Genomic DNA, 22,250 nt, shown 5'->3' on the forward strand with positions numbered 1-22,250 from the left:
CTGAAAAACAACAGGAGTGACTATGAGCACAAACGATCTGAGCAAGAGTGTGATTTTTCCCATTGGCGAAAAACTAGAGAGCAGTAATTTTGACGGAACGGTCTGGCTCAACATGCTGACGCCTTTCGGCTCGGCCCTGCCCATCGGGAATGTGACCTTTGAGCCGGGATGCCGCAACAGTTGGCACACACACGCGGGGGGACAGATTCTGCTGGTGACGGGCGGCAGGGGCTATTATCAGGAATGGGGCAAGCCGGCGCAGGAGCTCCACCCCGGCGATGTCGTCAATATCCCTGCCGATGTGAAGCACTGGCATGGCGCTGCCAAGGATAGCTGGTTTGTCCACCTTGCCATCGAAGTCCATCCCGAAAAGGGTCCGGCAACCTGGCTGGAGCCGGTGTCGGAAGACGATTACAACACATTGAAATAATAGGGCCGTAGATTGTGACCGAGAACATAACAAAAAAACAGCCTGAAGATGTCGGGCATCAACGGGATTCTGATACGTCCGGCATATCAGGGGCTTCAATGCCTACTCCGCACCATCCAAAAACACAAGAGGGTGACGGCGCTTCGGCGCCGGACACCCCGGGTTGGCGCGTGCTGGCGGTCCTCAGCATGCTGATGGGCTTTGCGTCGATTTCGACCGATCTTTATCTGCCCGCCATGCCCATGATGAGCCATTCTCTTCACGCAAATGAGGGGTTGGTCGACCTGACGATCTCCGCCTATCTCATCGGTTTCAGTTTGGGGCAGCTTCTGTGGGGACCGATCAGCGACAGATATGGGCGCCGGTCCTCGGTGGCGATCGGACTGGTTCTGTTCGTGATCGGCTCGGCCGGTTGCGCTCTCTCGGGAAGCGCACTGGCCATGATCGGTTGGCGTGTTGTGCAGGCCCTTGGCGCCTGTGCCAGCGTGGCATTGTCACGGGCCATGGTGAGAGATCTCTATGAGGGGGCCCGTGCGGCGCAGATGTTGTCGATACTGATAACGGTGATGGGGATTGCTCCTCTCGTCGGACCGCTGGCGGGCGGGCAGGTCGTCGCTCTTGCCGGATGGCGCGCCATTTTCTGGACGCTGGTCGGCATCGGTATCGCGACACTCGTGGCGTTGTTCACGATTCCCGAAACGTTGCCCGCTACGCGGCGCAACCAGGAATCGCTTGGCCGCGCCATGGCCCGTTACGGCGAGCTTTTGCGTGACCGCCGCCTGCTGGGCTATGCGGGTACGGGTGGTTTCTTCTACGCCGGCATGTTCGCTTATATCGCGGGTACGCCGTTTGCCTACATCACCTGCTACCATGTGCCGGAACAGCTTTACGGCCTGCTGTTCGGTCTCGGCATCCTCGGCATCATGGCCTCCAACCTTGTGAATTCCTACCTGGTTTCACGGTTCGTCTATGACCGGATGCTTCTGGCCGGCACCATCATCGCCGCGTTCTCCGCCATCATGGTGGCACTGTTTGCCCGCACCGGCTGGGGCGGGCTCTGGGGGTTGGTCGTTCCTCTGCTCGTGTTTGTCTCCGCGACCGGTTTCATCGTCGCCAACTCGATCACCGGTGCATTGGACAACTTTCCGGAACGTGCCGGCGCCGTGTCCGCGCTGATCGGTGCGATTCAGTACGGCAGCGGCATCATAGGCTCCGGTTTGGTCGGCATCTTCGCCAACGGCACGCCGTGGCCGATGGGTTGGGTGATTGCGCTTTGCGGGATCGGCAGCTTGCTTTCCATGCGGCTGCTCTTCCCGGTGCCCGGGCTTTCCGGGGTACGGTACATGCCGGCGCGCCTTATCTGCGATGAAGAAGACAAAACAGAGGCGTATGGATCACTTTGAAAGAACAAAGTCAGGCAGGAGATCCGGCGTGCCTGAACGACTGTAGCTGATAACGCGGGCAAGCAGCGGCTTTGGCCGCCACATCACCGGGCAACATCTGGCTGTAGGGGGCGCCATCAGACCAGGGCTGCTTAACACGAACATCAAAACAAGGAGAAAACCCATGTTCAAAGCAAAAGCATATTCCGCCGCCAGTGCCACATCGCCGCTGGCCGCCAGCACAATCCCGCGACGCGATACGACGGAACGCGACGTGCAGATCGAAATCCTCTTCTGCGGCGTCTGCCACTCCGATCTTCACCACGCCCGCGACGAGTGGCACAGCATCATGCCCACGGTCTACCCCTGCGTGCCGGGGCACGAGATCGTCGGCCGGATCACCAAGGTCGGTTCCGCGGTCACGAAGTTCAAACCGGGCGACCTTGCGGGCGTCGGCTGCCTGGTCGATTCAGACCACACCTGTCCCAATTGCCAGGATGGCCTGGAACAATTGTGCCCGAACCAGACCCTCACCTACGGTTCCCCGGACAAACACCTGGGCGGGGTTACCTATGGCGGCTACTCCGACAGCATCGTCGTCGATGAACGCTTCGCTCTGCGCGTTCCCGCCAACCTCGACCTTGCCGGGGTCGCACCGCTGCTCTGCGCCGGGATCACGACGTACTCGCCCATGCGCCGCTGGGGCAACCTCGCAGGCAAGAAGGTCGGCGTGGTCGGCCTGGGCGGGCTGGGTCACATGGGTGTCAAGTTTGCCCATGCCTTCGGAGCCCACGTCGTGGTCTTCACCACCTCACCCGGCAAGAAAGAGGATGCGCTCCGCTTGGGCGCGGATGAAGTCATTATCTCCACCAACCCTGAAGAGATGAAGCAACACGCGGGCACGTTCAACTTCATCCTCGACACCATCGCCGCCGATCACGACATCAACGCCTATATCACCATGCTTGGCCGCGACGGCAACATCACCCTCGTCGGCGCGCCGGAGAAGCCGCTCGCCGTCTCCGCCTTTGCATTGCTGTTCGGGCGCCGCAGCCTCTCCGGGTCCATCATCGGCGGCATCGCCGAGACCCAGGAGATGCTCGACTTCTGTGGCTCGCACAACATCACCTCTGATGTGGAAGTCATTCCCATTCAGAGGATCAACGAAGCGTATGAAAGGCTGCTCAAGTCCGATGTGAAGTACCGCTTCTCCATCGACATGGCGTCTTTGAAATCGGAATGACCGCCGGACGATGCGGGAGCGCCATCCGGCTGGCGCCGCAGCCGGGTCACGGCAGAAGGGAAGGTGGGAGCATATGACGAAGAAACTTGGTTTTGGCTGCATGAGGTTGCCGCTCCTGGACAAGGATGACCAAACGGCTGTCGACGGGGACGCATTCAACAGGCTCGTGGATACCTTTCTGGAAAAGGGGTTCAATTATTTCGATACGGCGCTGTCCTATCACGGCTTCAAGAGCGAAGCATTCGTCAGAGAGGCGCTGGTCAAGCGGCACCGGAGGGATGAGTTCCTCCTGGCCACGAAGCTGCCGCCCAGAATGTTGCAGGAAAAGGAGGATCACGAGCGGATTTTCAGCGAGCAACTGGCAAAGTGCGGCGTCGAATTCTTCGACTACTACCTGCTGCACAACATCGGCGTCAGCGCCTACCGGCAGGCCTGCCGCTACGGCTCCTTCGGTTTTGTCCGGAGAAAAAAAGAGGAGGGGCGCATCGGGAAGGTGGGCATCTCCTTCCATGACACGCCGGAGTTGCTTGATGAAATACTGACGGCACACCCGGAACTGGATTTCGTCCAACTGCAGATCAACTACATCGACTGGGAGAACCCCGGCATCCAGTCCCGCAGGTGCTACGAGGTCGCCCGCAAGCACCGTATGCCGATCATCGTCATGGAGCCCTGCAAGGGCGGGAACCTCGCCGTGGTTCCCGCACCTGCGGAAGAGCTGATGAAATCGTACAACCCGGACGCATCCGTCCCGTCATGGGCCATGCGGTTTGCGGCAAGCCTGGAAGGCGTGATCATGGTGCTCAGCGGCATGGGCACCATGGAGCAACTGCTCGACAATACGTCGTACATGACGGACTTCAAGCCGCTTTGCGCAGAGGAGTACCGGATCATTGACCAGGTGACCGGCATCATCAACGCAGACACGGCCATTCCCTGTACAACCTGCCAGTACTGTGTCGACAAATGCCCGAAAAACATACCGATCCCGAATTATTTCGCGCTCTACAACAGCTCGAAACGCGCCGTGACCGACAACATTTCAAGCCAGTTCGTCTATTACCTGAATCTGGCATCGAACCACGGCAAGGCCGGTGACTGCATCGGCTGCCGGAAATGCGAAGAAGCCTGTCCGCAGCATATCGAGATTGCACAACTCATGAAGGCTGTAGCGGAGATATTCGACAACGGGCCGGGACTGCCGACCAAGTAGTCGTGCCGGCACTCCCGGATATAAACACACTGAAAAAGGATTGCACATGCCAGAGGATAAGAAATACCGGAGCCTTCTCCGGGATCTACAGCAGATGGGCAAAGTCGTTGTGGCCTTCTCGGGCGGCGTTGACAGCACCTTCCTGCTTCATGCCGCCCGCGAGGCTTTGGGAACGAATGTTTTGGCCGTGACCCTGGCGACCCCGTACATCCCCCGGAGCGAGCTTGCAGAAGCCAAGGCCCTGGCGGACTCCCTCGGGGTTCGCCACCGGGTGGTCGTCGAACCTTTCCCGGAGGCTATCCGGAACAATCCGCCGGATCACTGTTACCTCTGCAAGCACCACCTCTTTTCGGCTCTGCTGGCGATGGCGGCCGAGGAGAGGATCGACCATGTCCTGGAGGGGACCAATTCCGACGACCTGCAGGACTTTCGCCCTGGTCTCCGGGCTCTTCGGGAGCTCGGGGTCGAGAGCCCGCTTTTGAAGGCGGGCCTGGCCAAGGACGATATCCGCCGCCTGTCCAGAAGTCTCGGACTTTCGGTATGGGACAAACCGGCCAAGGCTTGCCTTCTGTCAAGAATTCCCGTTGACACACGGGTGGAGGACGCGGAGTTGCGCCGCATCGAAGAGGGGGAAGAGTTCCTGGCCCGGATCGGGTTTCCTTCGGTCCGGCTCCGGAGTCATGGCGAGATCGCCCGGATCGAAGTGCCCTTGGAAGAAATCACCGCCCTGATTGCCGCCGCCCGGCAGCACGGCGTCGACGACAGGCTGAAAGCTCTGGGATACCGCCATGTGACCGTCGATCTGGCCGGCTACCGCAGGGGAAGCCTGAACCGGGGGCCGGACACGGCAAGCTGACAAGCCCATGCCCGGTTGTCTGCGACCTTCCCCTCAAAACCGGACGATCGGGCAAGAAATCAAGAGAGTTAGGCTATCAGCCTTCGCTCTTTCAAGAGTAGTATCGGCTACGGTTAGTGTCGGGTCACATCCGACATATGTCGGCAGCGCAAATTGAAAACCGGGTATCAAGAAAGCATTCAATCCCCAAGGAGGCGTTACATGGCAAACAACATTTCACGTCGAAATTTCCTGCAGACAGGCGCCGTTGCACTGGGAACCGTAGCCGTAAGCCGATTTGGCGGCATAAGCAGCGTTTTTGCCGCGCAGCAGGAACAGTCCCCAGTCTTTTTCACAAAAGACATCAGTGCCGCCGGGCTGCTGCAGATCTATTCCAAGATCAATCAGGGCATAACCGGCAAAGTCGGGATCAAGGTACACACCGGCGAGCCGCACGGCCCCAACATACTGCCGCGGGACATGGTGAAGGCCCTGCAGCAGCGTATTGCCAACAGCAACCTGGTTGAAACCAACACCCTGTACAAGGGCAAGAGGCAGACTACGGCGGATCATCGCGAAACCATCAGGATCAATGGCTGGGATTTCTGCCCGGTGGACATCATGGACGAGGATGGGGCAGTGATGATCCCCGTTAAAGGCGGGAAGCATTTCAAGGAAATGTCGGTAGGCAAGCACATGCTTGCATACGACTCGATGGTCGTGCTGACCCATTTCAAAGGGCACGCCATGGGCGGCTTCGGCGGTTCGCTGAAGAATATCGCCATAGGTTGCGCGGACGGGCCCATAGGAAAGAAAATGGTCCATGCCGCCCCGGATAATGAAAATTACGCGGCCTGGCTTCAAGGAGAACCCTTCCAGGAAAATATGGTGGAGTCGGCCAAAGCCACCATAGACCACTTCGGGAAGAGGATCGTCTACATAAATGTGCTGCGCAATATGTCCGTAGACTGCGACTGCGCCGGCACCAAGGCAGCTCCGGTCAAGGCGCGCAATCTGGGCATCCTGGCTTCCACCGATCTTTTGGCCGTAGACCAGGCTTCCATCGACATGGTGTATAAGCTGCCCGAAGCGGAACTTCACGACCTTAAGGAACGCATTGAATCCCGCAAGGGCCTGCGCCAGCTGTCGTACATGAAAGAGATGAAAATGGGCAATGATCGGTACGAGTTGATTACGCTGTAAGGACAAGAGGCGATATGGACCACGGTATTCTTTTTGACCATTCCCGCACCGCGCGAATCGGTCTGCCGGAAACGGTTTTCTGCGAAGGAAAGCCTTTTGAGGCGTTAGTAGAACTTCTTTCCCGCTTCGGCAACGGCTCCGGGCATCCGATCCTGTTCACGCGGCTTGCCCCGGAGGTCTTCGCTCAAGCGCCCGAAGCGATCCGTACGGGCTATGACTATCATCCTCTATCCCGCACGGCTTTTGGGGACACGCTTCCGCCAAAGGCCACGGGGAAGGTTGCCGTAGTCTCCGCAGGAACGTCGGACAGCTTTGTGGCCTGGGAAGCGGCACGCACGTTGGCCTATCTGGGCATTGAACACAAAATTTTCGAGGATTGCGGCGTCGCGGGACTATGGCGGCTTGCGGAGCGTTTGGAAGAAATCAATACCTTTGATGCGCTCATTGTGGTGGCCGGGCTGGACGCCGCCCTGACGAGCGTGATGGGGGGGCTCACGCCCAAGCCGATTTTCGGCGTCCCGACCTCCGCGGGGTACGGCGTGGCCCAGGGCGGCAAGGCCGCGTTGGCGAGCATGCTCTCCAGTTGCGCTCCCGGCGTCGCAATCATGAATATCGACAATGGCTACGGTGCCGCTTGCGCCGCAGCGAGGGTGGTCAACGGATTATGAACGGCACGAAAGAAGAAAGCATACCTGAAGGGCACGACCATCATCATGGTCACGCACACCCCCATGAGCACGTGCCGTGGGAAAACGTAAAACAGAATGATCGGGTTCTGACCATACGGGCGCATTCGGGCCTGTCTGGAGATATCTTGCTCGCCGGACTATTGCGTATGACGGAAACCGGCGAGGCGGAAACGGACCGGCTGCTCTCCGCCATACTTCCCGAACTGTCCGGGACCGTGCGGCTGACCAAACGGCAGGTGAACCATATCGGCGGCTGGTTCGCGGAAGTCGCACTGCCGCATCAGCACGAACACCGGACACTTGCAGACATCGCCGCACTCATTGCCGCGAGTGGCATAGACGACGCGGCGAAACGCCTCGCCACGGATACCTTCACCCTGCTGGCAACGGCTGAGGCTGCCGTGCATGAGAAAAAAACGGAAGATATCCATTTCCACGAGGTCGGCGCCTTGGACAGCATTCTGGACATCTGCATGTCGTGCGAACTGTTTACCCGCCTTGCCCCTGCGCGCTTCGTGGTCAGTCCGCTGCCGCTGGCGGATGGAGGCGTCGCCTGCGCTCATGGCATCATCCCCGTTCCGGCTCCTGCCGTACTGGAACTCCTCGAGGGCATCCCCGTCCGTCCCTTCCCGGATGACGGCGAAACAATAACGCCGACGGCCGTGGCCCTGCTCCGCTGCCTCGGTGCGACCTTCGGGCCGTGGCCCGCCATGCGGGTGGAGAAGCGGGCTCTGGTCTATGGCACGCGGGTCTTTGCCAACGCGCCCAATGGGGCAATCTTCGCCTGCGGTTCGGGATACGATGGTTGATGCTCGCGGACTGCGCCGTGTCCGAGTGGTGTTGGATAATTGACAACACGAAGTAATTACGTTGATTTTACTGATAGATACAAGAAAGGTGATTCTGCGAAATGAATAAGAACGTTTTAGTCTTCTCCTCCAGCCCGCGGAGAGGGGGAAATTCCGATCTGCTGTGCGACCAATTTATGATGGGAGCGCAGGAGGCTGGGCATCACGCCGAAAAGATTTTTGTAAAAGACAAAAAGATCAATTACTGCACGGGATGCGGCACCTGTCTCAATGGGAAGAAGAGTTGTCCCCAGAAAGATGATATGGCCGAGCTCCTGGAGAAAATGATTGCGGCCGATGTGATCGTGATGGCAACCCCTGTTTACTTCTATACGATGTGTGCACAAATGAAAACCCTGATTGACAGGACCTGTTCCCGTTATACCGAGATCAACAACAAGGATTTTTATTTCATTGTCGCAGCTGCCGACGACAGCACGCAGGCAATGAAAAGAACCCTGGAAGGATTCAGAGGATTTACCTCGTGCCTTAACGGAGCAAAAGAAAAGGGGATTATTTACGGCGTTGGCGCCTGGAATATTGGTGACATTACCGAAAGCCAAGCCATGAAACAGGCCTATGAAATGGGTAAAAACGGATAAATGGGATCGTCGTATTGCCTGGTTTATCTTCGGCATCTCCCTCCTGCGGCGCCGTGGACGCGGGCTCCACAAGTAGCCCGCGTTTTTTCACGCAAACCCCGCCCTGAGCAGAGCCCGGAATGTGTCGCCATTTCTTGCGCGAAATCAGAATCCTCTTCATGACGTGCCTCCCGCATCATCGTTATCCCCCCGGAATGGAGCATCGGCAACGAGTGCCTCACCGTACGTTACGCGGACAACGGTCTTGACATTTAAACCACCTTGTGCCAAGCCTAGCAAGGCAGTAGAGCCATAAACGTCTGCTCGTATCTGCCACATCGAAAACAAAACAGTCAAAAGGAAACGTCGAACCATGAAAATTGCGGTTGTCGGGGCCGGGGCGGTCGGCCTCTATTACGGAAGTCTCTTGCAACGCGCCGGGCATGAGGTGCGCTTTTTACTGCGGCGGGATTATGACGCCATTACCAGGTCCGGCCTGACCGTCACGTCCCCGCGCGGCGATTTTCACCTTGAAGGGGTCCAGGGCTTTCGCGATCCCTGCGACATGGGAACCGCCGATCTGGTCCTGATTGCGCTCAAGGCCTTTGCCAACCAGCATCTGGTGGAGATGGTGCGGCCGCTGCTGGGGAGCGCCACGGCGCTGCTCACCGTTCAGAACGGTCTCGGCAACGAAGAACTGCTGGCAGACGCTTTTGGCGGCGACCGTGTGCTGGGCGGGGTGGCCATGATCGGTGTTACCCGTGGCGAACCGGGGGTCGTGAACCACATGGCGCTCGGCTCCATCCGGCTGGGGGAATTCAGCGGCGGACGTTCGTCGCGGAGTGAGCGATTGGCTGCCATGTTCGTCGATGCCGGCGTCACCTGCGAGGCGGTAGCCGACCTCCGGAAGATCCGCTGGGAAAAGCTGGTGTGGAATATCCCTTTCAACGGCCTGTGCGCCTTGACCAACCAGACCCCCGGCACGTTGTTGGCCAACCCCGCCACCCGTTGTCTGGTCGCGGAAATCATGGACGAGGTCATCGCCGGAGGCAACGCCCAGGGGCTGTCCGAACCGATCTCTCGGGAATACCGGGATGAGATGCTGACCAGCACGGTCCAGCATACCAGCGACTATCGCCCCAGCATGATGGTCGACCGGCTCGAGGGGCGCCCCCTGGAACTGGAGGCGATTTATCGGATTCCCCTGCGTTATGCGGCGCAACAGGGGGTGCCGATGGTGCGGGTCGGGATGCTCAACGCCTTGCTGGACCTTGGAGAGCCGGTGCACCCCTGACGCTTCGATCTTTTCCTTGACAGCGGCGAACAGCGAGGATAAAAATCTATATACTTAGTAGTTAAAAACGGGAGTCAGCACGAGTATTGGCCGGAAAACCGAGGCCAGGGGTGGCGGCCCCCGGCTTTTTTTTATCTTATGACATGGCAAAGAGGTAGCGACATGATCAGGAAAACAGCCCGATGAAACAGACCATTACATCATTATTCCCCTCTGAAGAGCGCATTCCCGCCCCCTACCGCATCGAAACGCCGATCCGGCAGGATTATTACCTGGTCGACGGCGAATTGCGCCGTTGGGATGGCCCCTTGCAGGAGGTCCTTTCGCCGGTCCGGGTTGCCGCAGAGGGAGGGGTTGTCCCGAAACGGGTAGGGGAGTCTCCCCTGCTCAGTGAGGGGGCGGTCCTGGAGATTCTTCAGGTGGCGGTGCGGGCCTATGACAACGGGAGGGGAACCTGGCCGACCATGTCGGTGGGGGAGCGCATCCAGTGTGTGCAGCGTTTTACGGACGCCATGCTGGGAAAGCGGGAGGAGATCGTCAAACTCCTCATGTGGGAGATCGGAAAGTCCCTGCAGGAGGCGAAGCGCGAGTTCGAACGGGCCGTTACCTATATCCACGACACCATCGAGGCCCTGAAGGAGTTGGACAGGGTTTCCTCCCGCTTTATCATTCAGCAGGGGATCATCGGTCAAATCCGCCGCGCCCCCCTGGGGGTCGTGCTCTGCATGGGGCCATACAATTTTCCGCTCTACGAGACCTTTACGACCCTCATCCCCGCATTGATCATGGGCAATACCATCCTGCTCAAACCGCCCCGCTTCGGCATTCTGCTCTTTCAGCCGCTGCTGGAGGCCATTCGCGACTCGTTTCCGCCGGGGGTCGTCAACACGGTCTACGGGGACGGCGAGGTGGTCGTGCCCCCGCTGCTTGCCTCGGGCAAGGTGGATGTGCTCGGTTTCATCGGCACCCACCGGGTTGCCGACGCGCTCCGCGCGATCCATCCCCGCCCCCATCGGCTGCGCTGCGTGCTCGGCCTGGACGCCAAGAACCCGGCGATCGTCCTGCCGGATGCCGATCTGGATCTTACGGTGGCCGAGTGCCTGCGGGGGAGTCTCACCTACAATGGCCAGCGCTGTACCGCGCTGAAGATCATGTTTGTGCACCGTTCCATTGCCGATGCCTTTGTGGAACGTCTGGCCGCAGGGATTGACGCCCTGAAATGCGGCATGCCGTGGGATGAAGGGGTAACGATCACGCCGCTTCCGGAACCGGAAAAACCGGGCTACCTGGAAGGGCTGGTGCGGGACGCCCAGGGATTCGGCGCACGGGTCGTGAACAGCGACGGCGGCACCAACGACGCTTCGTTCTTCTACCCTGCGCTGCTCTATCCGGTCGGCCCGGCCATGCGGGTTTATGACGAGGAACAGTTCGGCCCGGTCATCCCGGTCGTTCCCTACGACGATATCCGGGAACCGATCGATTACGTGGTCGCCTCGAATTACGGCCAGCAGGCCAGTATCTTCGGGCGTGATAGCGATCTGCTGGCTCAACTGGTGGACGCCCTGGTCAACCAGGTCTGCCGTATCAACATCAACAGCCAATGCCAGCGGAGTCCCGACTGTTTCCCCTTCAACGGCCGGAAAAACTCTGCCGAGGGGACCCAGTCCGTGGCCGACGCCCTGCGCATCTTTTCCATCAGGATCGTGGTTGCAGCACGGGAGTCCGAGGACAACCGGGAGATCATCACCGACATCGTCAAGGGGCGGAAATCCCACTTCCTCTCCACGGATTTCATGCTGTAAGGGGGCGATTAGGTAGTGCTGGGGGAGGGGTGGTAATCAGGGAATGTTCGTGGCCCTTTGTCCGGAAGGGGCACGCAAACACCTCTGTGAATCGTTTTGACTACGTCACGCTGTCGATCTTCAACAATACGGTTTCATTTATTTTTTCGGTTGATATCAATAGCCCGATTCGCGTCGGCTGCCCCGAATGCTCGCACTTGAGGTAGGCCGGTATCTCCCGGTGGCTGCTGCCGGAGTGAAAGGTGTCCCTGACCGCGATCCTGATGGCGCACCCGCTGCAATGTATCGTCTTGCCACACCCTTCCGGCGTCGCCGCATAGATGCATTCGAAAACGTCTCCACCGTGGCTGTTCTCGATTTCGGGCAGTTCCTTTTGGACGAAGGAGAGCGCCAGGGCATTTGCGCCGATCACCCTGACATCGTTATCGACCAGCAAAACGGGGATGTTCAGTGCGTCAAGGAAGGCCGTCAGATGTACTCCCTGGTCTGCAAAAAAAAGGTTGGCGCATTCCGGGCATATGCCATAGCTGACCGTAGGGCGCCGCTCATCGGAAGGGGCCGTTAGTCCAATCTCGCCATAACACCATGCACATATCTTTTTCATGCTTTCAAGTGTAGCAGATGTTGTATAAACAGCATGAAAATATATTTTATTTTTCCAATAAACTGCTGACGTCCTCGATCCTGAAAACCTGTCATGTTTGTAGGGTTTTGATCAAGGCGGCTGAAAAGTGAAAGTTATTCTAAGATTCTGCCGTGGGATTCAACGGCAGGTTCACTTCTTGTGAGAATAACAACTGGGGCGGGAAAGCCTCGGCTCCAAGTATCCTCACAATTTCCCTCATGCCCTCGGAAACATGGGAAAGTGTTTCCCTTGAAAGGGCTTCGAGCCCTTGAACCAACATCCCTTGTGCAACCTCAGGTGCCTGACCAACAACAATCCGCCCTTGTGCAGTCAGATTGATCTCTACCACTCGTCTGTCTTTCAGTGACCTCGTCCGTTGTACCAATCCTTTTGCTTCAAGACGATCCAGGATTCCCACAACCGTTGCCGGATGCAGGTACATCTGATGGGCCAGATCAGATACCTTTATAGGTGCGCTCTTGGCGGCTATTTTGATTGCCCAGAGTTGAGGTCCTGTTAACCCGGTTTCCTTTTCCGCGTTTTTTGAATACTCGTTTATTGCTTTTATGGACCGCCTCAAATTGTCGATTACTTCGGAAATTTCATCGGCTTTGCTTCCCATGCTATCTCCTCACCAAAAAAAAATATTGACAAAAATAGTTTGTAATGCAAATAATTTACCAAGCAAATAAATTGTATCACAAATAAAATGGACAATAAAATCATATTTATTAGCATCCCTTGTCCGAGCCAATCTCGGCAAGATTACCACGATAAGGAAACGGGCGTCTTGCAAACTTGCTGCTTTGGTGCGCGGAACAAAAGGTGTCACAGTAGTAACATCCCATAAACAAAGGAGAAAAGTATGAAGAGGATTGTTGCGTTTTGTGTTGTTTGGGCTTTAGGAACATTGGTCGTAGGTGGCTGCGCCAAGGAAAATGTGGTCAAAAAGGATGAAGCGATTGCTCCTTCCGCAACCACCAAAAAACAAGCGGATATTAAAGCAGAGAAGAGTGCTGCCATTGTCCCAGTGAAATCGGTTTCGGAAAACGCTGGGAAAGAGGTTACAAAAGCCGAGCCTCGAGCAAAGGAACAATTGGCAACAGAGCTCGAGAAGGTTTATTTTGATTTCGATTCTTATACCCTTTCCGGTGAGGCGCGTAAGGCGTTGACGAATAATGCCGACTACCTGCGCAGGAACACTGCCGCAAAACTGCGCATTGAGGGCAATTGCGACGAGCGCGGTTCTGCCGAATATAATATTGCCCTCGGCGAAAAACGGGCCAAGACGGCCATGAAATACCTCGTTACCATGGGGATACCCGCAGATCGTCTGGCAACCATCAGCTATGGCAAGGAGAAACCTGCGGACCCGGGCCATGATGAAGCAGCTTGGGCAAAAAACCGCCGTGACGACTTCACTGTCTTGTCGAAATAACCGCACGTAAGCCCCTCTGTCCGGTTTGAAGGTAAACCGGAGGAGGGGCCTCTCTCATTCCTGATGTTTACCATAAGATTCTATGCTGAGAAAATCTATTGAACAACTCACCCTGCTCGCCAGTGTCATCAAGTGGACCTGTTATGCATCCATAGTCGGGGTTTTGGTAGGAATCGGCACCGGCGTGTTTCTGCGAACACTCGCTTGGACATCCGGTCAGTTTGCCCGATATCCAAATTATTACCTGCTGCTCCCGGTAACACTGGTCGTGTGCAGTACGCTGGTCTCCAAGCTTGCTCCCGAAGCGGCCGGGCACGGGACCGAAAAGGTTATCGAAGCTGTCCATCAGAGGATGGGTAAAATCCCTCTCATGGTTGTTCCTGTGAAGTTGATTGCGACGGTTATCACCCTTGCCGGCGGCGGCTCTGCCGGGAAAGAGGGACCATGCGCCCAGATTGGTGCGGGACTTGCCTCGGCATTCGGCGGACTGCTGAGGCTCGAAGATGTTGACCGGCGCAAACTGGTAATCTGTGGTATCAGCGCAGGGTTTGCCACTGTTTTCGGCACACCGATAGCGGGTGCTCTTTTTGGCGTTGAGGTGCTGGTGCTCGGGCAGATGATGTATGACGTCCTGTTCCCATCATTTGTCGCCGGTATTATCGGTTTCCATGTGGCGTCCCTGCTTGGAGTCAGCTATCCGCACGTAGCGGCAAGGGTCATCCCCCCTGTGACCGGCTGGAGTTTTGCTGAAATGGTCATGCTGGGGATATGGTGCGGGCTGATTGCACTAGTCTTTATCGAATTCATGAAAGTCTGCAATCGCCTGTTTGAACGCCTACACTGGCCTCTCGCAGCGAAGGCCTTTCTGGGGGGCGGATTACTGGTACTCATCGGTAAGGGGATATCGACACGGTACCTAGGGCTTGGACTCGACACAATTGAGGCCGGGCTGAGAGGGGCGCTGTTGCCGGCTGCGGCATCATTTATGAAAGCCATTGCCACGGCCATAACCCTTGGCAGTGGTGGCAGCGGCGGGGTTGTTACACCAATCTTCTTCATCGGCACTGCCGCAGGTAATCTGTTTGCGAACCTTTTCCACGAACCGTTGATCGCAACGTTTTCCTCCATCGGTATGGTGGCGTTACTGGCGGGTGCGGCAAACACCCCGATTGCTGCATGCGTCATGGCCATGGAGCTGTTTGGCGCCGGTATCGCCCCCCATGCTGCCGTTGCCTGTATGGTAAGCTTCCTGATGGTTGGCTACCGTAGTATCTATCCAAGCCAGTTGCTCGGCATGCAAAAAAGTAATTCATTAACAGTGGAGACCGGCAAACCGCTTGCCGATTTCAAACGAGCTGTGCTCAATCACAGGGCAACATCATTCCTGGGCTTTATTGAAAAAGGAATTAAGAGGATACGTCGAGACAGTCAGTGACGGGTAAAAAGGTATGGCGTAGAGTCAAGAGAACAAACCGCTTCAACGAGTTCCTGTAGCCGCAGGAATTTATAGGTGTGGCTACATCGCGGTTTAAAGTTACATCCACAGAGAGGACGGGGTCACACATGATTTCGAAAAAATGGATCGTATCACCGGTTGCGCTGTTGCTGCTCGCACTCTCCCTGAGTTCCTGCGCCGGCGTAAAGACGCTCACGGCTGAGCGGCCGCGGGATGAAGCCTTCCGCACGGTGCTGAGAAGGGATGTCTCCACGCTCAACGTATCGGTAGCGGCGACAGCGGAGGAACTCGCCAGGGTTCTGAACCAGACGGTCCATAAGGAACTGTACCGGGGGGCGACCGGGACGGGAGGGCTGACTGCAGATGTGAGGCGCAACGGCCCGATCTCTGTCAGCGCCGCCAATAACTACCTGTATGTCACCCTGCCGATCGCCATGTCGCTTAACTACGGCATGTTCGGAACCCCAGCCATTCCCCTCACTTTGAAATTCAAGGCCACTGCCGGCATCACCCCCGACTGGCGACTGCATGCGGAGATCTACTACCAGGGGCTGAGCGATCTGATGGCCGAGGAGGTCGGCATCGGCCCCCTGTCGCTCAAGCCGCGCAGCATCGTGGAGGGGATTACCCAACCGATGCAGCGGATATTGTCCGACCTGGTCAACAAAAAGATCAATGAGCTGATTCCCTTGAAGGCTCAGGTTGCCAAGGTCTGGAACAGCGCCCGGCAGCCGGTTCTACTGGATAAAAGCCGCAGTATCTGGCTGAAGCTGACCCCCCGTGAGGTTGTTTTCTGCCCGTTGTCCACCCGGAACAATACGGTCAGATTGAGTGTGGGCATCAGCACGTTTGCCGAACTGGTGGTGGGCCCCGAACCGGCGACGCCGCCCCTGTCGCCCCTGCCCAGCCTCAAGCTGGTCAACACGTTCGACAGGACGTTCCGCATCGCCCTGAATGCCGATCTCTTCTACAAGGACCTGCGTGCTATCGCCACGCCGCTGCTGCGCAACAAACAATTCGATTCCGACGGCAAAAGCATCGTCATCAAGGATTTCGACCTGTATGGCAACGGGGACAAGCTCGTCATCAAGCTGGAGACCCAGGGGTCGCTGGACGGGGTGTTCTATCTGACCGCAAAGCCGGTCTACGATCCAAAGACCAACGTATTCTCCGTGGAGGATGTGGACTTTGACATGCAGACCCAAAGCCTGCTGCTCCAGTCGGCCGACTGGTTCCTGCACGGGACCATCAGGAGTGTGATTCAGGACAAGCTCAATATGAATCTGAACCGGCAGTTGGAGCAATTGCGCCAAGTGGCTGGAAAAGCGCTTGCCCGGGTGCCGTTGGTGGATCACGTGTTTTTGACGGGCGATATAAAGGACCTGAAGTTCAGCGATGTGATTATGCAGCAGGACAGAATATCCCTCCAGGTGTACACCGAGGGAGAATCAGCCATTCTTTTTCAATAGCTCTGGCCGGGGGCACCGGTTCGAAGCCCCCGCCCCCCCCCTCAGGAGAGCAGCCGGGTCAGTGCATCAGGATGAAGATGAAGCCCCAAGAGCCCGGCCAGCCCCATGACACCTCCGAATCCGGCGAAGAGCAGCGACAGGAAAAGCAACTTACGCTTTCCGGTCAAAGCGGTAATGGCCAGCATGGCCAGCGAGATGGAGAGGGCCGCGTCGGACAGGTCGAACTGGTCGTCCTTGAAGTTCAGGTCATCGTACTCCTTCTCGAACGCCTTCGATTTTTTCATGAGGGCATCTTCCTCAGTCTGGTAGCGTGCAATCGACTCCTGATAGCGCTTCTGCTGCGCCACCAGCACCACATTTCCCTTCCCCGCCGCCATGGCCTGAAGCGCTATGGTCTGGCTCAACCCCAGCTCGGCCACGTGATGCTTGATCTTCTTCGATTGGTATTCGTTCCAGGTGTCCACGGCATTTGATTTGGCCTGGAGCATGGCCTGAACGATGTTGTCGTCTTTAACCTTGGTGATGCCCATGAAGACGGAGACCAGGGCCACACTCACCGCCACCCAAGTGTTGAGCCGATTCTTTGTCTCTGCTGCGTCGAGGCTTTGCTGCATGTTATGCAATTCGGTCACGGGGTCTTCCTCCTGACAAAATATAGGGTCATGCCGTAACAGTATCCATTCCTGCCGTCGGCTGTCAATTACGATATCATCGGGGGGAACGCCGAAGAGCGGATGGTATAAGCTGAACAACGGGAAAATGTCCCATGCTGGCCAGGGAAAAGGAGGCTTTGGCACCGATAACGCCGATGCCGTCTGAGACGGATGATTGACATTGGGCGTATATAAACTACAGTTTTTATTGCAAGTCATTCCATGCCGTTAAGCAGAGGAGCCGCGTCATGATGGTCGCTATCATGACTCTCTCGGTGGTGTTTCAGTTTCTGGCGGCGTTCATGGCGTTCCGGCTGATACGGGTCAGCGGGGAAAAGGCCGCCTGGATGCTTGTCGCGAGCGGGCTGATCATCATGGGTGTTCGCCGTGCGGTCATGTTTGCCCATATCCTTGCCGGCTCTTCACGGTGGGACGTGACCGTGGAGATGCTGGGACTTGTCATCTCTATCCTGATGACCTGCGGGATCATCCTCATCAAGCCGCTGTTCCTGCGTTATAACCAGGCTCAGGAAGAATTGCGGCGGCAGCGGGCGGAGCTGGAACGTGTGAACAAAAATCAGGAGGAGCGGATTGCCGCTACGGTTGCCGAATTGCGCCGGAAGGACGAGGTGCTCATCCGGCAGAACCGCTTTGCCGCCATGGGAGAAATGATTACCAATATCGCCCATCAATGGCGCCAACCGCTCAACAATATCGGGCTCATTGTCCAGAACCTCAATCTTGGCTATCTGTCCGGTACATTGTCCCCGGAACAGTTTCGGGAAGATGTGGACAATGCGATGGCCACGATTGCAGGCATGTCGCAGAAGATAGACGACCTGCGCAATTTTTTCCTCAAGGATACGGTACCGCGGGGATTTCAGGTGGATACGGTGATCGCCCAGACCATAGGGCTTCTGGACGCCGCGCTCCGGCATGCCCGTATCCGTGTGGATGTGCGGGCTGAAACGGGGGTGACGCTTGTGGGCTACAAGAACGAATATGCCCGCGCCGTGCTGAATATCGTCAATAACGCCAGGGATGTCTTACTGGAGCGGGAGGTGGAGACGCCGCTCATCGCCATACGGATCTTCCGGGAAAGCGATCGGAGTGTGGTTACCGTGCGCGACAATGGGGGAGGTATCGACGAAGCGATCATCCCCAGGATATTCGACCCGTATTTCACCACCAAGGAGCCCAATAAAGGCACCGGCATCGGATTATATATGTCGAAGGTGATCATCGAGAACAGCATGGGAGGGAGCATCTCCGCACGGAACATCGACGGCGGCGCCGAGTTCAGGATAGCTGTCTAGTGTCCCCATCACCTTTTGCCTTGCCCTCGCTTCAGCGCGTCATGGCGACAGCCCGGATATTACTTCCAGCACGGCGTCCGCCCGATTGAGGGTGTACAGGTGCACACCCGGAGCACCGCCGGCCAGCAGCTCCTCCGTCTGCCTGCGGGCATGGGCCACCCCCAGCTTCTGCACCTCTGCCGCGCCTCCGCGCCGGTCCGCCTCTTCAAGCTGCGCCATAAAATCCGGCGGCATAACGGTGCCGCACAACGACACGATGCGTTTGATCACCTTCAGGCTGACTACCGGCAGGATGCCGGGAATGATCGGCTTGGTGATGCCGTGATCGCGGGCGTTGCGGACAAAATCGAAGTAGATCCGGTTGTCGAAGAAGAGTTGGGTGATGGCGAAGTCGGCGCCACGGCCCAGCTTGAGCTTGAGGTAGGCCAGGTCTGCCGCGGCGCTGGCGGCCTCGGGGTGCACCTCCGGGTAGGCGGCCACTCCCAGCCCCACATGGGGGTGAGAGGCGCGGATGAGGGCCACCAGGTCCGAGGCGTGCGTCAGGAGGCGGTTGGGAGATGAGTCTGGCGTGCTGTCCTGGGGCGGGTCGCCGCGCAGTGCCAGGACATTGTTCACCCCCGCCTGCGTCAGTTGGTCCAGAAACGTGCGCACGTCGTCCTCATGGGCCCCGATACAGGTCAGGTGGGCCATGGTTTCCATGCCATGCTTCTGTTTGAGCCGGCTGACGATCTCCAGGCTGTCCCCATGGGTGCTCCCCCCCGCGCCGTAGGTTACCGAGCAAAAGAGCGGATTCACCCCCTTCAGGCGGTCGACGGTGTGAAAAAAGGCAGGCCATTCCGAGCGCTCTTTTGGGGGGAAGAATTCCAGGGAGAGGAACGGTTTGCCCGGCAGTATGGTATCGATGATCTTCATGTGTAAGGTGGTGCTCCAATCGTAATATGGTTACAGAGTCGTTCAATCAACGGCGCAACTGGTGCGCCGGGGTGAAATAGCGGCGGTACCCCTGCATCAGGAGCAGGAAGGCGGTGGCCGCCACCCCGCCGGATACGGCGCACATGATGGCGATCTGGTAGCGGACGGCAACGGCCGGTTCCGTACCGGACAGGATCTGTCCGGTCATCATGCCGGGCAGGGAAACGATCCCCATGGCCGCCATGGTGTTGAGGGTCGGGATAAGGGCGGCGGAAAAGGCGTTGCGCAGGGCCGTCTCAACCGCTTGGCGGGGCGTTGCTCCCAGGCAGAGCGCCGTCTCGATCTCCTCGCGACGCTCCCCGATTTCGGCCTCCAGCCGCTCGGCCGCCAGGCTGGCTCCCTGCATGGAATTGCCGAGGATCATGCCGAACAGGGGGATCAGGTAGCGAGGCTCATACCAGGGCGAGTACCCCACCACCAGGGCGCAGAAGAAAAAGGTCACCCCCCCGCATCCGGCCAGGATCGAACTCCCCATCACCCGGTAGAAACCGGGCATCTTCCGTTTGGCCTGGGAACCGGCCACCTGCAGGGAAAAACCGGCCATGACGATCAGGATGGACGTCACCAAGAGCGGGGTCTTGACTGAGAATACCAGGTGGAGGATATAGCCGATAGCCAGAAGCTGCACGACCATCCGTAGGGCGGCCCAGCCGATTTTCCGCGCCTGTCCCAACCGCTGGAAACGGGAGAGCGCCATGGCGAACAGGATCAGGGCGAATGCCAGCAGGAGGTTGGAAAGCTCCAGGTTCACGAGTCCGCGGTTATCCATGCTCCCCCTCCCTTACCGGCTCTGCCAAAAACCGTATCAATTCGGCGCTTGCAGGCTTTGCCAGAACCTGTGCCGCCGGGCCCGCCTCCCTGATCCGCCCGGCCTCCAGGTAGATCAGGTCGTCGGCAACCTTGCCGGCCAGCCGCAGGTCGTGGGTCACCAGGATGGCCGCCATTCCCTGATGCCGGCAGATGTCCTGAAGGGCCGTAGCCAGCTGGTCGCCGGTCGGCCGGTCCAGGGCGCTGGTCGGCTCATCCAGCAACAGGACCCGGGGGGAGGTGATCACGGCACGGGCCAGGCTGGCCCGCTGCTGCTGGCCGATGGAGAGGCTCCGGGCATCCCGCTCCAGCAGGTCGGGAGCAAGACGGGCCAGTTCCAGGGTGCGTCTGACCTCCACGCTGTCGGCGTCCGGCACGGGTTCTCTACGGTAGGCCAGGGGGCGTTGCAGATTATGAAGCAGCGTGCCGGGAAACATGAACGGCCGTTGCAGCACCATGGCGACCCTGCGCCGCAGCAGCAGCGGGTCCATGCCGGCAATATCCTCGCCACCCAGCAGGATGCGACCTGTGGTCGGGTCGTCGAGGCGGTTGATCAGTCGGATCAGGGAACTTTTGCCTCCCCCGGAAGGCCCCACGATGGCGGTTATCCGCCCCTTGGCGGCCGAGAACGTTACTCCGCTCAGGATAACGGCTTCCCGCCCCTGCCCGTCGGCCCGCGTCAGGCCGACCCCCTCCGCCTGCACCATTGGCTGGCCGTCAAGCGGTACTATTTCTGCCATCCCCGTCATCGCTCCTTTCCTCGCCCGTTGTCGGAGGCGTCTCCGGCTGGTTTCCCGTATTCCCGCTCCCCATGGTGAGGCTGCCACTGGAACCTGCCCAGCGGGATCCGGCCGTGTCCGTCAAAGCTCACCCCTTCGCTTTCAAGGCGAAGCCGTTGCACCATATCCGCCGGGCTGCCGCCGGAGCGCGGGCTGATCTGCCCCCTGGCATTCACGACCCGATGCCACGGGACGGAGGGCCGGTCGTGGAGGGAGCTCAGGGCGTAACCCACGAGCCTGGCGCGGCCGGGCATACCTGCCAGACGGGCGACTTGCCCGTAGGTCGCCACACGCCCCTCGGGGATGAGCGACACAACAGAATAGATCTTTTGGTATGCGGTGCTGGGTGCCGGCATGGGAGTGCCCCATTTCCGCCGGCCGCAGACGGGCCGGCGGATGCAATTATTCAACTACAAAACCGCTATGGCAGGCAACTTAAAACATCCACTCCTTTTCTCACATCTTCACGCAAAACACAAACACCTGACGCAGTCCCGGCGGTTTTCCTCAACAAGGCTTCTCTGAAAATGCCCGGCAATCATGGCATTTAAAATCACATTTCGTCGCCGTCCCTTGTGCCGTCTGCCCCGGCGCAAACAGCTCTAACCGAACGTGCCGGAATAGGGTCGCTTTTTATTTTGTTTTTTTGTGCGTTTGTGGCTATATTTGCAGCGTGATGGACATAATCTCGCATAGGACTCACTTTGCAATGATAGGCAACGGAAGGGGAGGTGTCTTTTGAAAAGAGTGTGTGCATATACCGCCGTATCCCTGGTACTGGCATTCTCGGGCGCGGCGTTCGGGGCCGTATCGGCGGGGCAGTTCTCGGTTTCCCCCATGATCGGCGGCTACACCTATGATGGGGGACAGCATCTCGACACCGCCCCCGTGTACTCCCTCAGGGGCGGTTATAGCTTTACGGACCGCGTCGGCGTGGAAGCAGGACTGGATTACTCCATCACCTCCTCCCGGCTGAAGACGGACAAGGATGTCGCCATTTTCAAGTACGGCGTCGAAGGGCTGTACCATTTCATGCCGGACAAGAAGCTCGTGCCGTTCGTGGCCGCCGGGCTCGGGGGGTACAACATGTCGGGCCCCTCGGCCCTTGTTTCGAGAAAGACGATGGGCTTTATCGACTATGGCGGCGGTGTGAAATACTTCCTGTACGACCGGCTGGCGCTGCGGGCGGATGTGCGGCACGTCGTGGCCAATGCC

The 22,250-nt window shown here is 58.2% G+C and carries 23 protein-coding genes; 16 read left to right on the forward strand and 7 right to left on the reverse strand.

The genetic code is table 11. The annotated features are described in order from the left end of the window. Positions 1–22: 22 nt before the first annotated feature. The 11 genes from F6V30_RS14780 (at position 23) to F6V30_RS14830 (ending at position 11,520) form a co-directional block, all read left to right on the forward strand. Complete coding sequence (locus F6V30_RS14780) at positions 23–430, forward strand: cupin domain-containing protein (protein WP_151129464.1); 408 nt, start codon at positions 23–25, stop codon at positions 428–430. 98 nt (positions 431–528) lie between these two features. Further along, a complete protein-coding gene (locus F6V30_RS14785) occupies positions 529–1,833 on the forward strand; it encodes a multidrug effflux MFS transporter (protein WP_151157745.1) in 1,305 nt (434 codons plus the stop codon). A 163-nt stretch (positions 1,834–1,996) separates the two neighbouring features. Beyond that, complete coding sequence (locus F6V30_RS14790; RefSeq protein ID WP_151157719.1) at positions 1,997–3,055, forward strand: NAD(P)-dependent alcohol dehydrogenase; 1,059 nt, start codon at positions 1,997–1,999, stop codon at positions 3,053–3,055. 73 nt (positions 3,056–3,128) lie between these two features. Then, entirely contained in the window at positions 3,129–4,268 is a 1,140-nt protein-coding gene (locus F6V30_RS14795; protein WP_151157720.1) for an aldo/keto reductase, read from the forward strand. Positions 4,269–4,314: 46 nt separating this feature from the next. Continuing rightward, complete coding sequence (gene larE, locus F6V30_RS14800; protein WP_151157721.1) at positions 4,315–5,124, forward strand: ATP-dependent sacrificial sulfur transferase LarE; 810 nt, start codon at positions 4,315–4,317, stop codon at positions 5,122–5,124. 201 nt (positions 5,125–5,325) lie between these two features. Then, positions 5,326–6,306: a DUF362 domain-containing protein gene (locus F6V30_RS14805; protein ID WP_151157722.1), complete on the forward strand. Its 981-nt coding sequence runs from the start codon at positions 5,326–5,328 to the stop codon at positions 6,304–6,306. Positions 6,307–6,320: 14 nt separating this feature from the next. Beyond that, a complete protein-coding gene (gene larB, locus F6V30_RS14810; protein ID WP_151157723.1) occupies positions 6,321–6,974 on the forward strand; it encodes a nickel pincer cofactor biosynthesis protein LarB in 654 nt (217 codons plus the stop codon). Then, positions 6,971–7,804 carry a nickel pincer cofactor biosynthesis protein LarC gene (larC, locus tag F6V30_RS14815; RefSeq protein WP_151157724.1) on the forward strand — a complete coding sequence of 278 codons (834 nt, stop codon included), beginning with the start codon at positions 6,971–6,973 and terminating at the stop codon, positions 7,802–7,804. Before larB ends, larC begins: the two co-directional genes overlap by 4 nt. Positions 7,805–7,905: 101 nt before the next feature. Then, on the forward strand, positions 7,906–8,445 hold the full coding sequence (locus F6V30_RS14820) for a flavodoxin family protein (RefSeq protein ID WP_151157725.1): 540 nt from the start codon (positions 7,906–7,908) through the stop codon (positions 8,443–8,445). A 352-nt stretch (positions 8,446–8,797) separates the two neighbouring features. Continuing rightward, positions 8,798–9,718, forward strand: a complete 921-nt coding sequence (locus F6V30_RS14825) for a 2-dehydropantoate 2-reductase (protein WP_151157726.1) — start codon at positions 8,798–8,800, stop codon at positions 9,716–9,718. 182 nt (positions 9,719–9,900) lie between these two features. Continuing rightward, complete coding sequence (locus F6V30_RS14830) at positions 9,901–11,520, forward strand: NADP-dependent glyceraldehyde-3-phosphate dehydrogenase (RefSeq protein ID WP_151157727.1); 1,620 nt, start codon at positions 9,901–9,903, stop codon at positions 11,518–11,520. Between the two features lie 100 nt (positions 11,521–11,620). Here F6V30_RS14830 and F6V30_RS14835 read toward each other — a convergent pair whose 3' ends face one another. Together F6V30_RS14835 and F6V30_RS14840 are read right to left on the reverse strand one after the other, a co-directional pair. Beyond that, positions 11,621–12,124 carry a hypothetical protein gene (locus F6V30_RS14835; RefSeq protein WP_191965726.1) on the reverse strand — a complete coding sequence of 168 codons (504 nt, stop codon included), beginning with the start codon at positions 12,122–12,124 and terminating at the stop codon, positions 11,621–11,623. 139 nt (positions 12,125–12,263) lie between these two features. After that, on the reverse strand, positions 12,264–12,767 hold the full coding sequence (locus tag F6V30_RS14840; RefSeq protein ID WP_151157729.1) for a MarR family winged helix-turn-helix transcriptional regulator: 504 nt from the start codon (positions 12,765–12,767) through the stop codon (positions 12,264–12,266). Positions 12,768–13,010: 243 nt separating this feature from the next. Between F6V30_RS14840 and pal the strand changes: the two genes are divergently transcribed. The 3 genes from pal to F6V30_RS14860 all read left to right on the forward strand — a co-directional run bounded on the left by pal (position 13,011) and on the right by F6V30_RS14860 (position 16,508). Next, on the forward strand, positions 13,011–13,583 hold the full coding sequence (gene pal, locus F6V30_RS14850) for a peptidoglycan-associated lipoprotein Pal (protein ID WP_151157731.1): 573 nt from the start codon (positions 13,011–13,013) through the stop codon (positions 13,581–13,583). An 82-nt stretch (positions 13,584–13,665) separates the two neighbouring features. Then, positions 13,666–15,018, forward strand: coding sequence for a chloride channel protein (locus F6V30_RS14855; protein WP_151157732.1), 1,353 nt, complete (start codon positions 13,666–13,668; stop codon positions 15,016–15,018). Between the two features lie 128 nt (positions 15,019–15,146). Further along, positions 15,147–16,508 carry a DUF4403 family protein gene (locus tag F6V30_RS14860; protein WP_151157733.1) on the forward strand — a complete coding sequence of 454 codons (1,362 nt, stop codon included), beginning with the start codon at positions 15,147–15,149 and terminating at the stop codon, positions 16,506–16,508. 41 nt (positions 16,509–16,549) lie between these two features. On the opposite strand, the gene F6V30_RS14865 is transcribed toward F6V30_RS14860, so the two are convergent. Next, positions 16,550–17,140: a DUF4337 domain-containing protein gene (locus tag F6V30_RS14865; RefSeq protein ID WP_218043336.1), complete on the reverse strand. Its 591-nt coding sequence runs from the start codon at positions 17,138–17,140 to the stop codon at positions 16,550–16,552. A 269-nt stretch (positions 17,141–17,409) separates the two neighbouring features. Here F6V30_RS14865 and F6V30_RS14870 point away from each other — a divergent pair, with 269 nt between their 5' ends. After that, complete coding sequence (locus F6V30_RS14870) at positions 17,410–18,477, forward strand: sensor histidine kinase (RefSeq protein WP_151157734.1); 1,068 nt, start codon at positions 17,410–17,412, stop codon at positions 18,475–18,477. 39 nt (positions 18,478–18,516) lie between these two features. Here the strand turns inward: F6V30_RS14870 and F6V30_RS14875 are convergent, their stop codons facing one another. Genes F6V30_RS14875 through F6V30_RS14890 form a run of 4 tightly spaced genes read right to left on the reverse strand, consistent with a single transcriptional unit; the run spans position 18,517 to position 21,391 of the window. Next, the gene (locus tag F6V30_RS14875; protein WP_151157735.1) at positions 18,517–19,389 is read right to left on the reverse strand and encodes a methylenetetrahydrofolate reductase; all 873 of its coding nucleotides are present in this window, start codon (positions 19,387–19,389) and stop codon (positions 18,517–18,519) included. Positions 19,390–19,435: 46 nt separating this feature from the next. After that, positions 19,436–20,218 carry an ABC transporter permease gene (locus F6V30_RS14880; RefSeq protein ID WP_151157736.1) on the reverse strand — a complete coding sequence of 261 codons (783 nt, stop codon included), beginning with the start codon at positions 20,216–20,218 and terminating at the stop codon, positions 19,436–19,438. Beyond that, on the reverse strand, positions 20,211–20,996 hold the full coding sequence (locus tag F6V30_RS14885; RefSeq protein ID WP_151157737.1) for an ABC transporter ATP-binding protein: 786 nt from the start codon (positions 20,994–20,996) through the stop codon (positions 20,211–20,213). The genes F6V30_RS14880 and F6V30_RS14885 overlap by 8 nt, the downstream gene beginning before the upstream one ends. Before the next feature lie 5 nt (positions 20,997–21,001). Continuing rightward, positions 21,002–21,391: an MGMT family protein gene (locus F6V30_RS14890; protein ID WP_151157738.1), complete on the reverse strand. Its 390-nt coding sequence runs from the start codon at positions 21,389–21,391 to the stop codon at positions 21,002–21,004. Between the two features lie 391 nt (positions 21,392–21,782). Here F6V30_RS14890 and F6V30_RS14895 point away from each other — a divergent pair. Then, positions 21,783–22,250: porin family protein (locus tag F6V30_RS14895; protein ID WP_246163549.1), on the forward strand; the 468-nt coding region annotated here is incomplete at its 3' end.

It is taken from the genome of Oryzomonas sagensis (genome assembly GCF_008802355.1).
In the GTDB taxonomy this organism is placed as follows: Bacteria; Desulfobacterota; Desulfuromonadia; order Geobacterales; family Pseudopelobacteraceae; genus Oryzomonas; species Oryzomonas sagensis.

Bases quoted from the DNA above. Each gene is read 5' to 3' on its own strand.
- F6V30_RS14780 (WP_151129464.1), top strand. From the start codon at position 23: ATGAGCACAAACGATCTGAGCAAGAGTGTGATTTTTCCCATTGGCGAA.
- F6V30_RS14785 (WP_151157745.1), top strand. From the start codon at position 529: ATGCCTACTCCGCACCATCCAAAAACACAAGAGGGTGACGGCGCTTCG.
- F6V30_RS14790 (WP_151157719.1), top strand. From the start codon at position 1,997: ATGTTCAAAGCAAAAGCATATTCCGCCGCCAGTGCCACATCGCCGCTG.
- F6V30_RS14795 (WP_151157720.1), top strand. From the start codon at position 3,129: ATGACGAAGAAACTTGGTTTTGGCTGCATGAGGTTGCCGCTCCTGGAC.
- larE (WP_151157721.1), top strand. From the start codon at position 4,315: ATGCCAGAGGATAAGAAATACCGGAGCCTTCTCCGGGATCTACAGCAG.
- F6V30_RS14805 (WP_151157722.1), top strand. From the start codon at position 5,326: ATGGCAAACAACATTTCACGTCGAAATTTCCTGCAGACAGGCGCCGTT.
- larB (WP_151157723.1), top strand. From the start codon at position 6,321: ATGGACCACGGTATTCTTTTTGACCATTCCCGCACCGCGCGAATCGGT.
- larC (WP_151157724.1), top strand. From the start codon at position 6,971: ATGAACGGCACGAAAGAAGAAAGCATACCTGAAGGGCACGACCATCAT.
- F6V30_RS14820 (WP_151157725.1), top strand. From the start codon at position 7,906: ATGAATAAGAACGTTTTAGTCTTCTCCTCCAGCCCGCGGAGAGGGGGA.
- F6V30_RS14825 (WP_151157726.1), top strand. From the start codon at position 8,798: ATGAAAATTGCGGTTGTCGGGGCCGGGGCGGTCGGCCTCTATTACGGA.
- F6V30_RS14830 (WP_151157727.1), top strand. From the start codon at position 9,901: ATGAAACAGACCATTACATCATTATTCCCCTCTGAAGAGCGCATTCCC.
- F6V30_RS14835 (WP_191965726.1), bottom strand. From the start codon at position 12,124: ATGAAAAAGATATGTGCATGGTGTTATGGCGAGATTGGACTAACGGCC.
- F6V30_RS14840 (WP_151157729.1), bottom strand. From the start codon at position 12,767: ATGGGAAGCAAAGCCGATGAAATTTCCGAAGTAATCGACAATTTGAGG.
- pal (WP_151157731.1), top strand. From the start codon at position 13,011: ATGAAGAGGATTGTTGCGTTTTGTGTTGTTTGGGCTTTAGGAACATTG.
- F6V30_RS14855 (WP_151157732.1), top strand. From the start codon at position 13,666: ATGCTGAGAAAATCTATTGAACAACTCACCCTGCTCGCCAGTGTCATC.
- F6V30_RS14860 (WP_151157733.1), top strand. From the start codon at position 15,147: ATGATTTCGAAAAAATGGATCGTATCACCGGTTGCGCTGTTGCTGCTC.
- F6V30_RS14870 (WP_151157734.1), top strand. From the start codon at position 17,410: ATGATGGTCGCTATCATGACTCTCTCGGTGGTGTTTCAGTTTCTGGCG.
- F6V30_RS14875 (WP_151157735.1), bottom strand. From the start codon at position 19,389: ATGAAGATCATCGATACCATACTGCCGGGCAAACCGTTCCTCTCCCTG.
- F6V30_RS14880 (WP_151157736.1), bottom strand. From the start codon at position 20,218: ATGGATAACCGCGGACTCGTGAACCTGGAGCTTTCCAACCTCCTGCTG.
- F6V30_RS14885 (WP_151157737.1), bottom strand. From the start codon at position 20,996: ATGGCAGAAATAGTACCGCTTGACGGCCAGCCAATGGTGCAGGCGGAG.
- F6V30_RS14890 (WP_151157738.1), bottom strand. From the start codon at position 21,391: ATGCCGGCACCCAGCACCGCATACCAAAAGATCTATTCTGTTGTGTCG.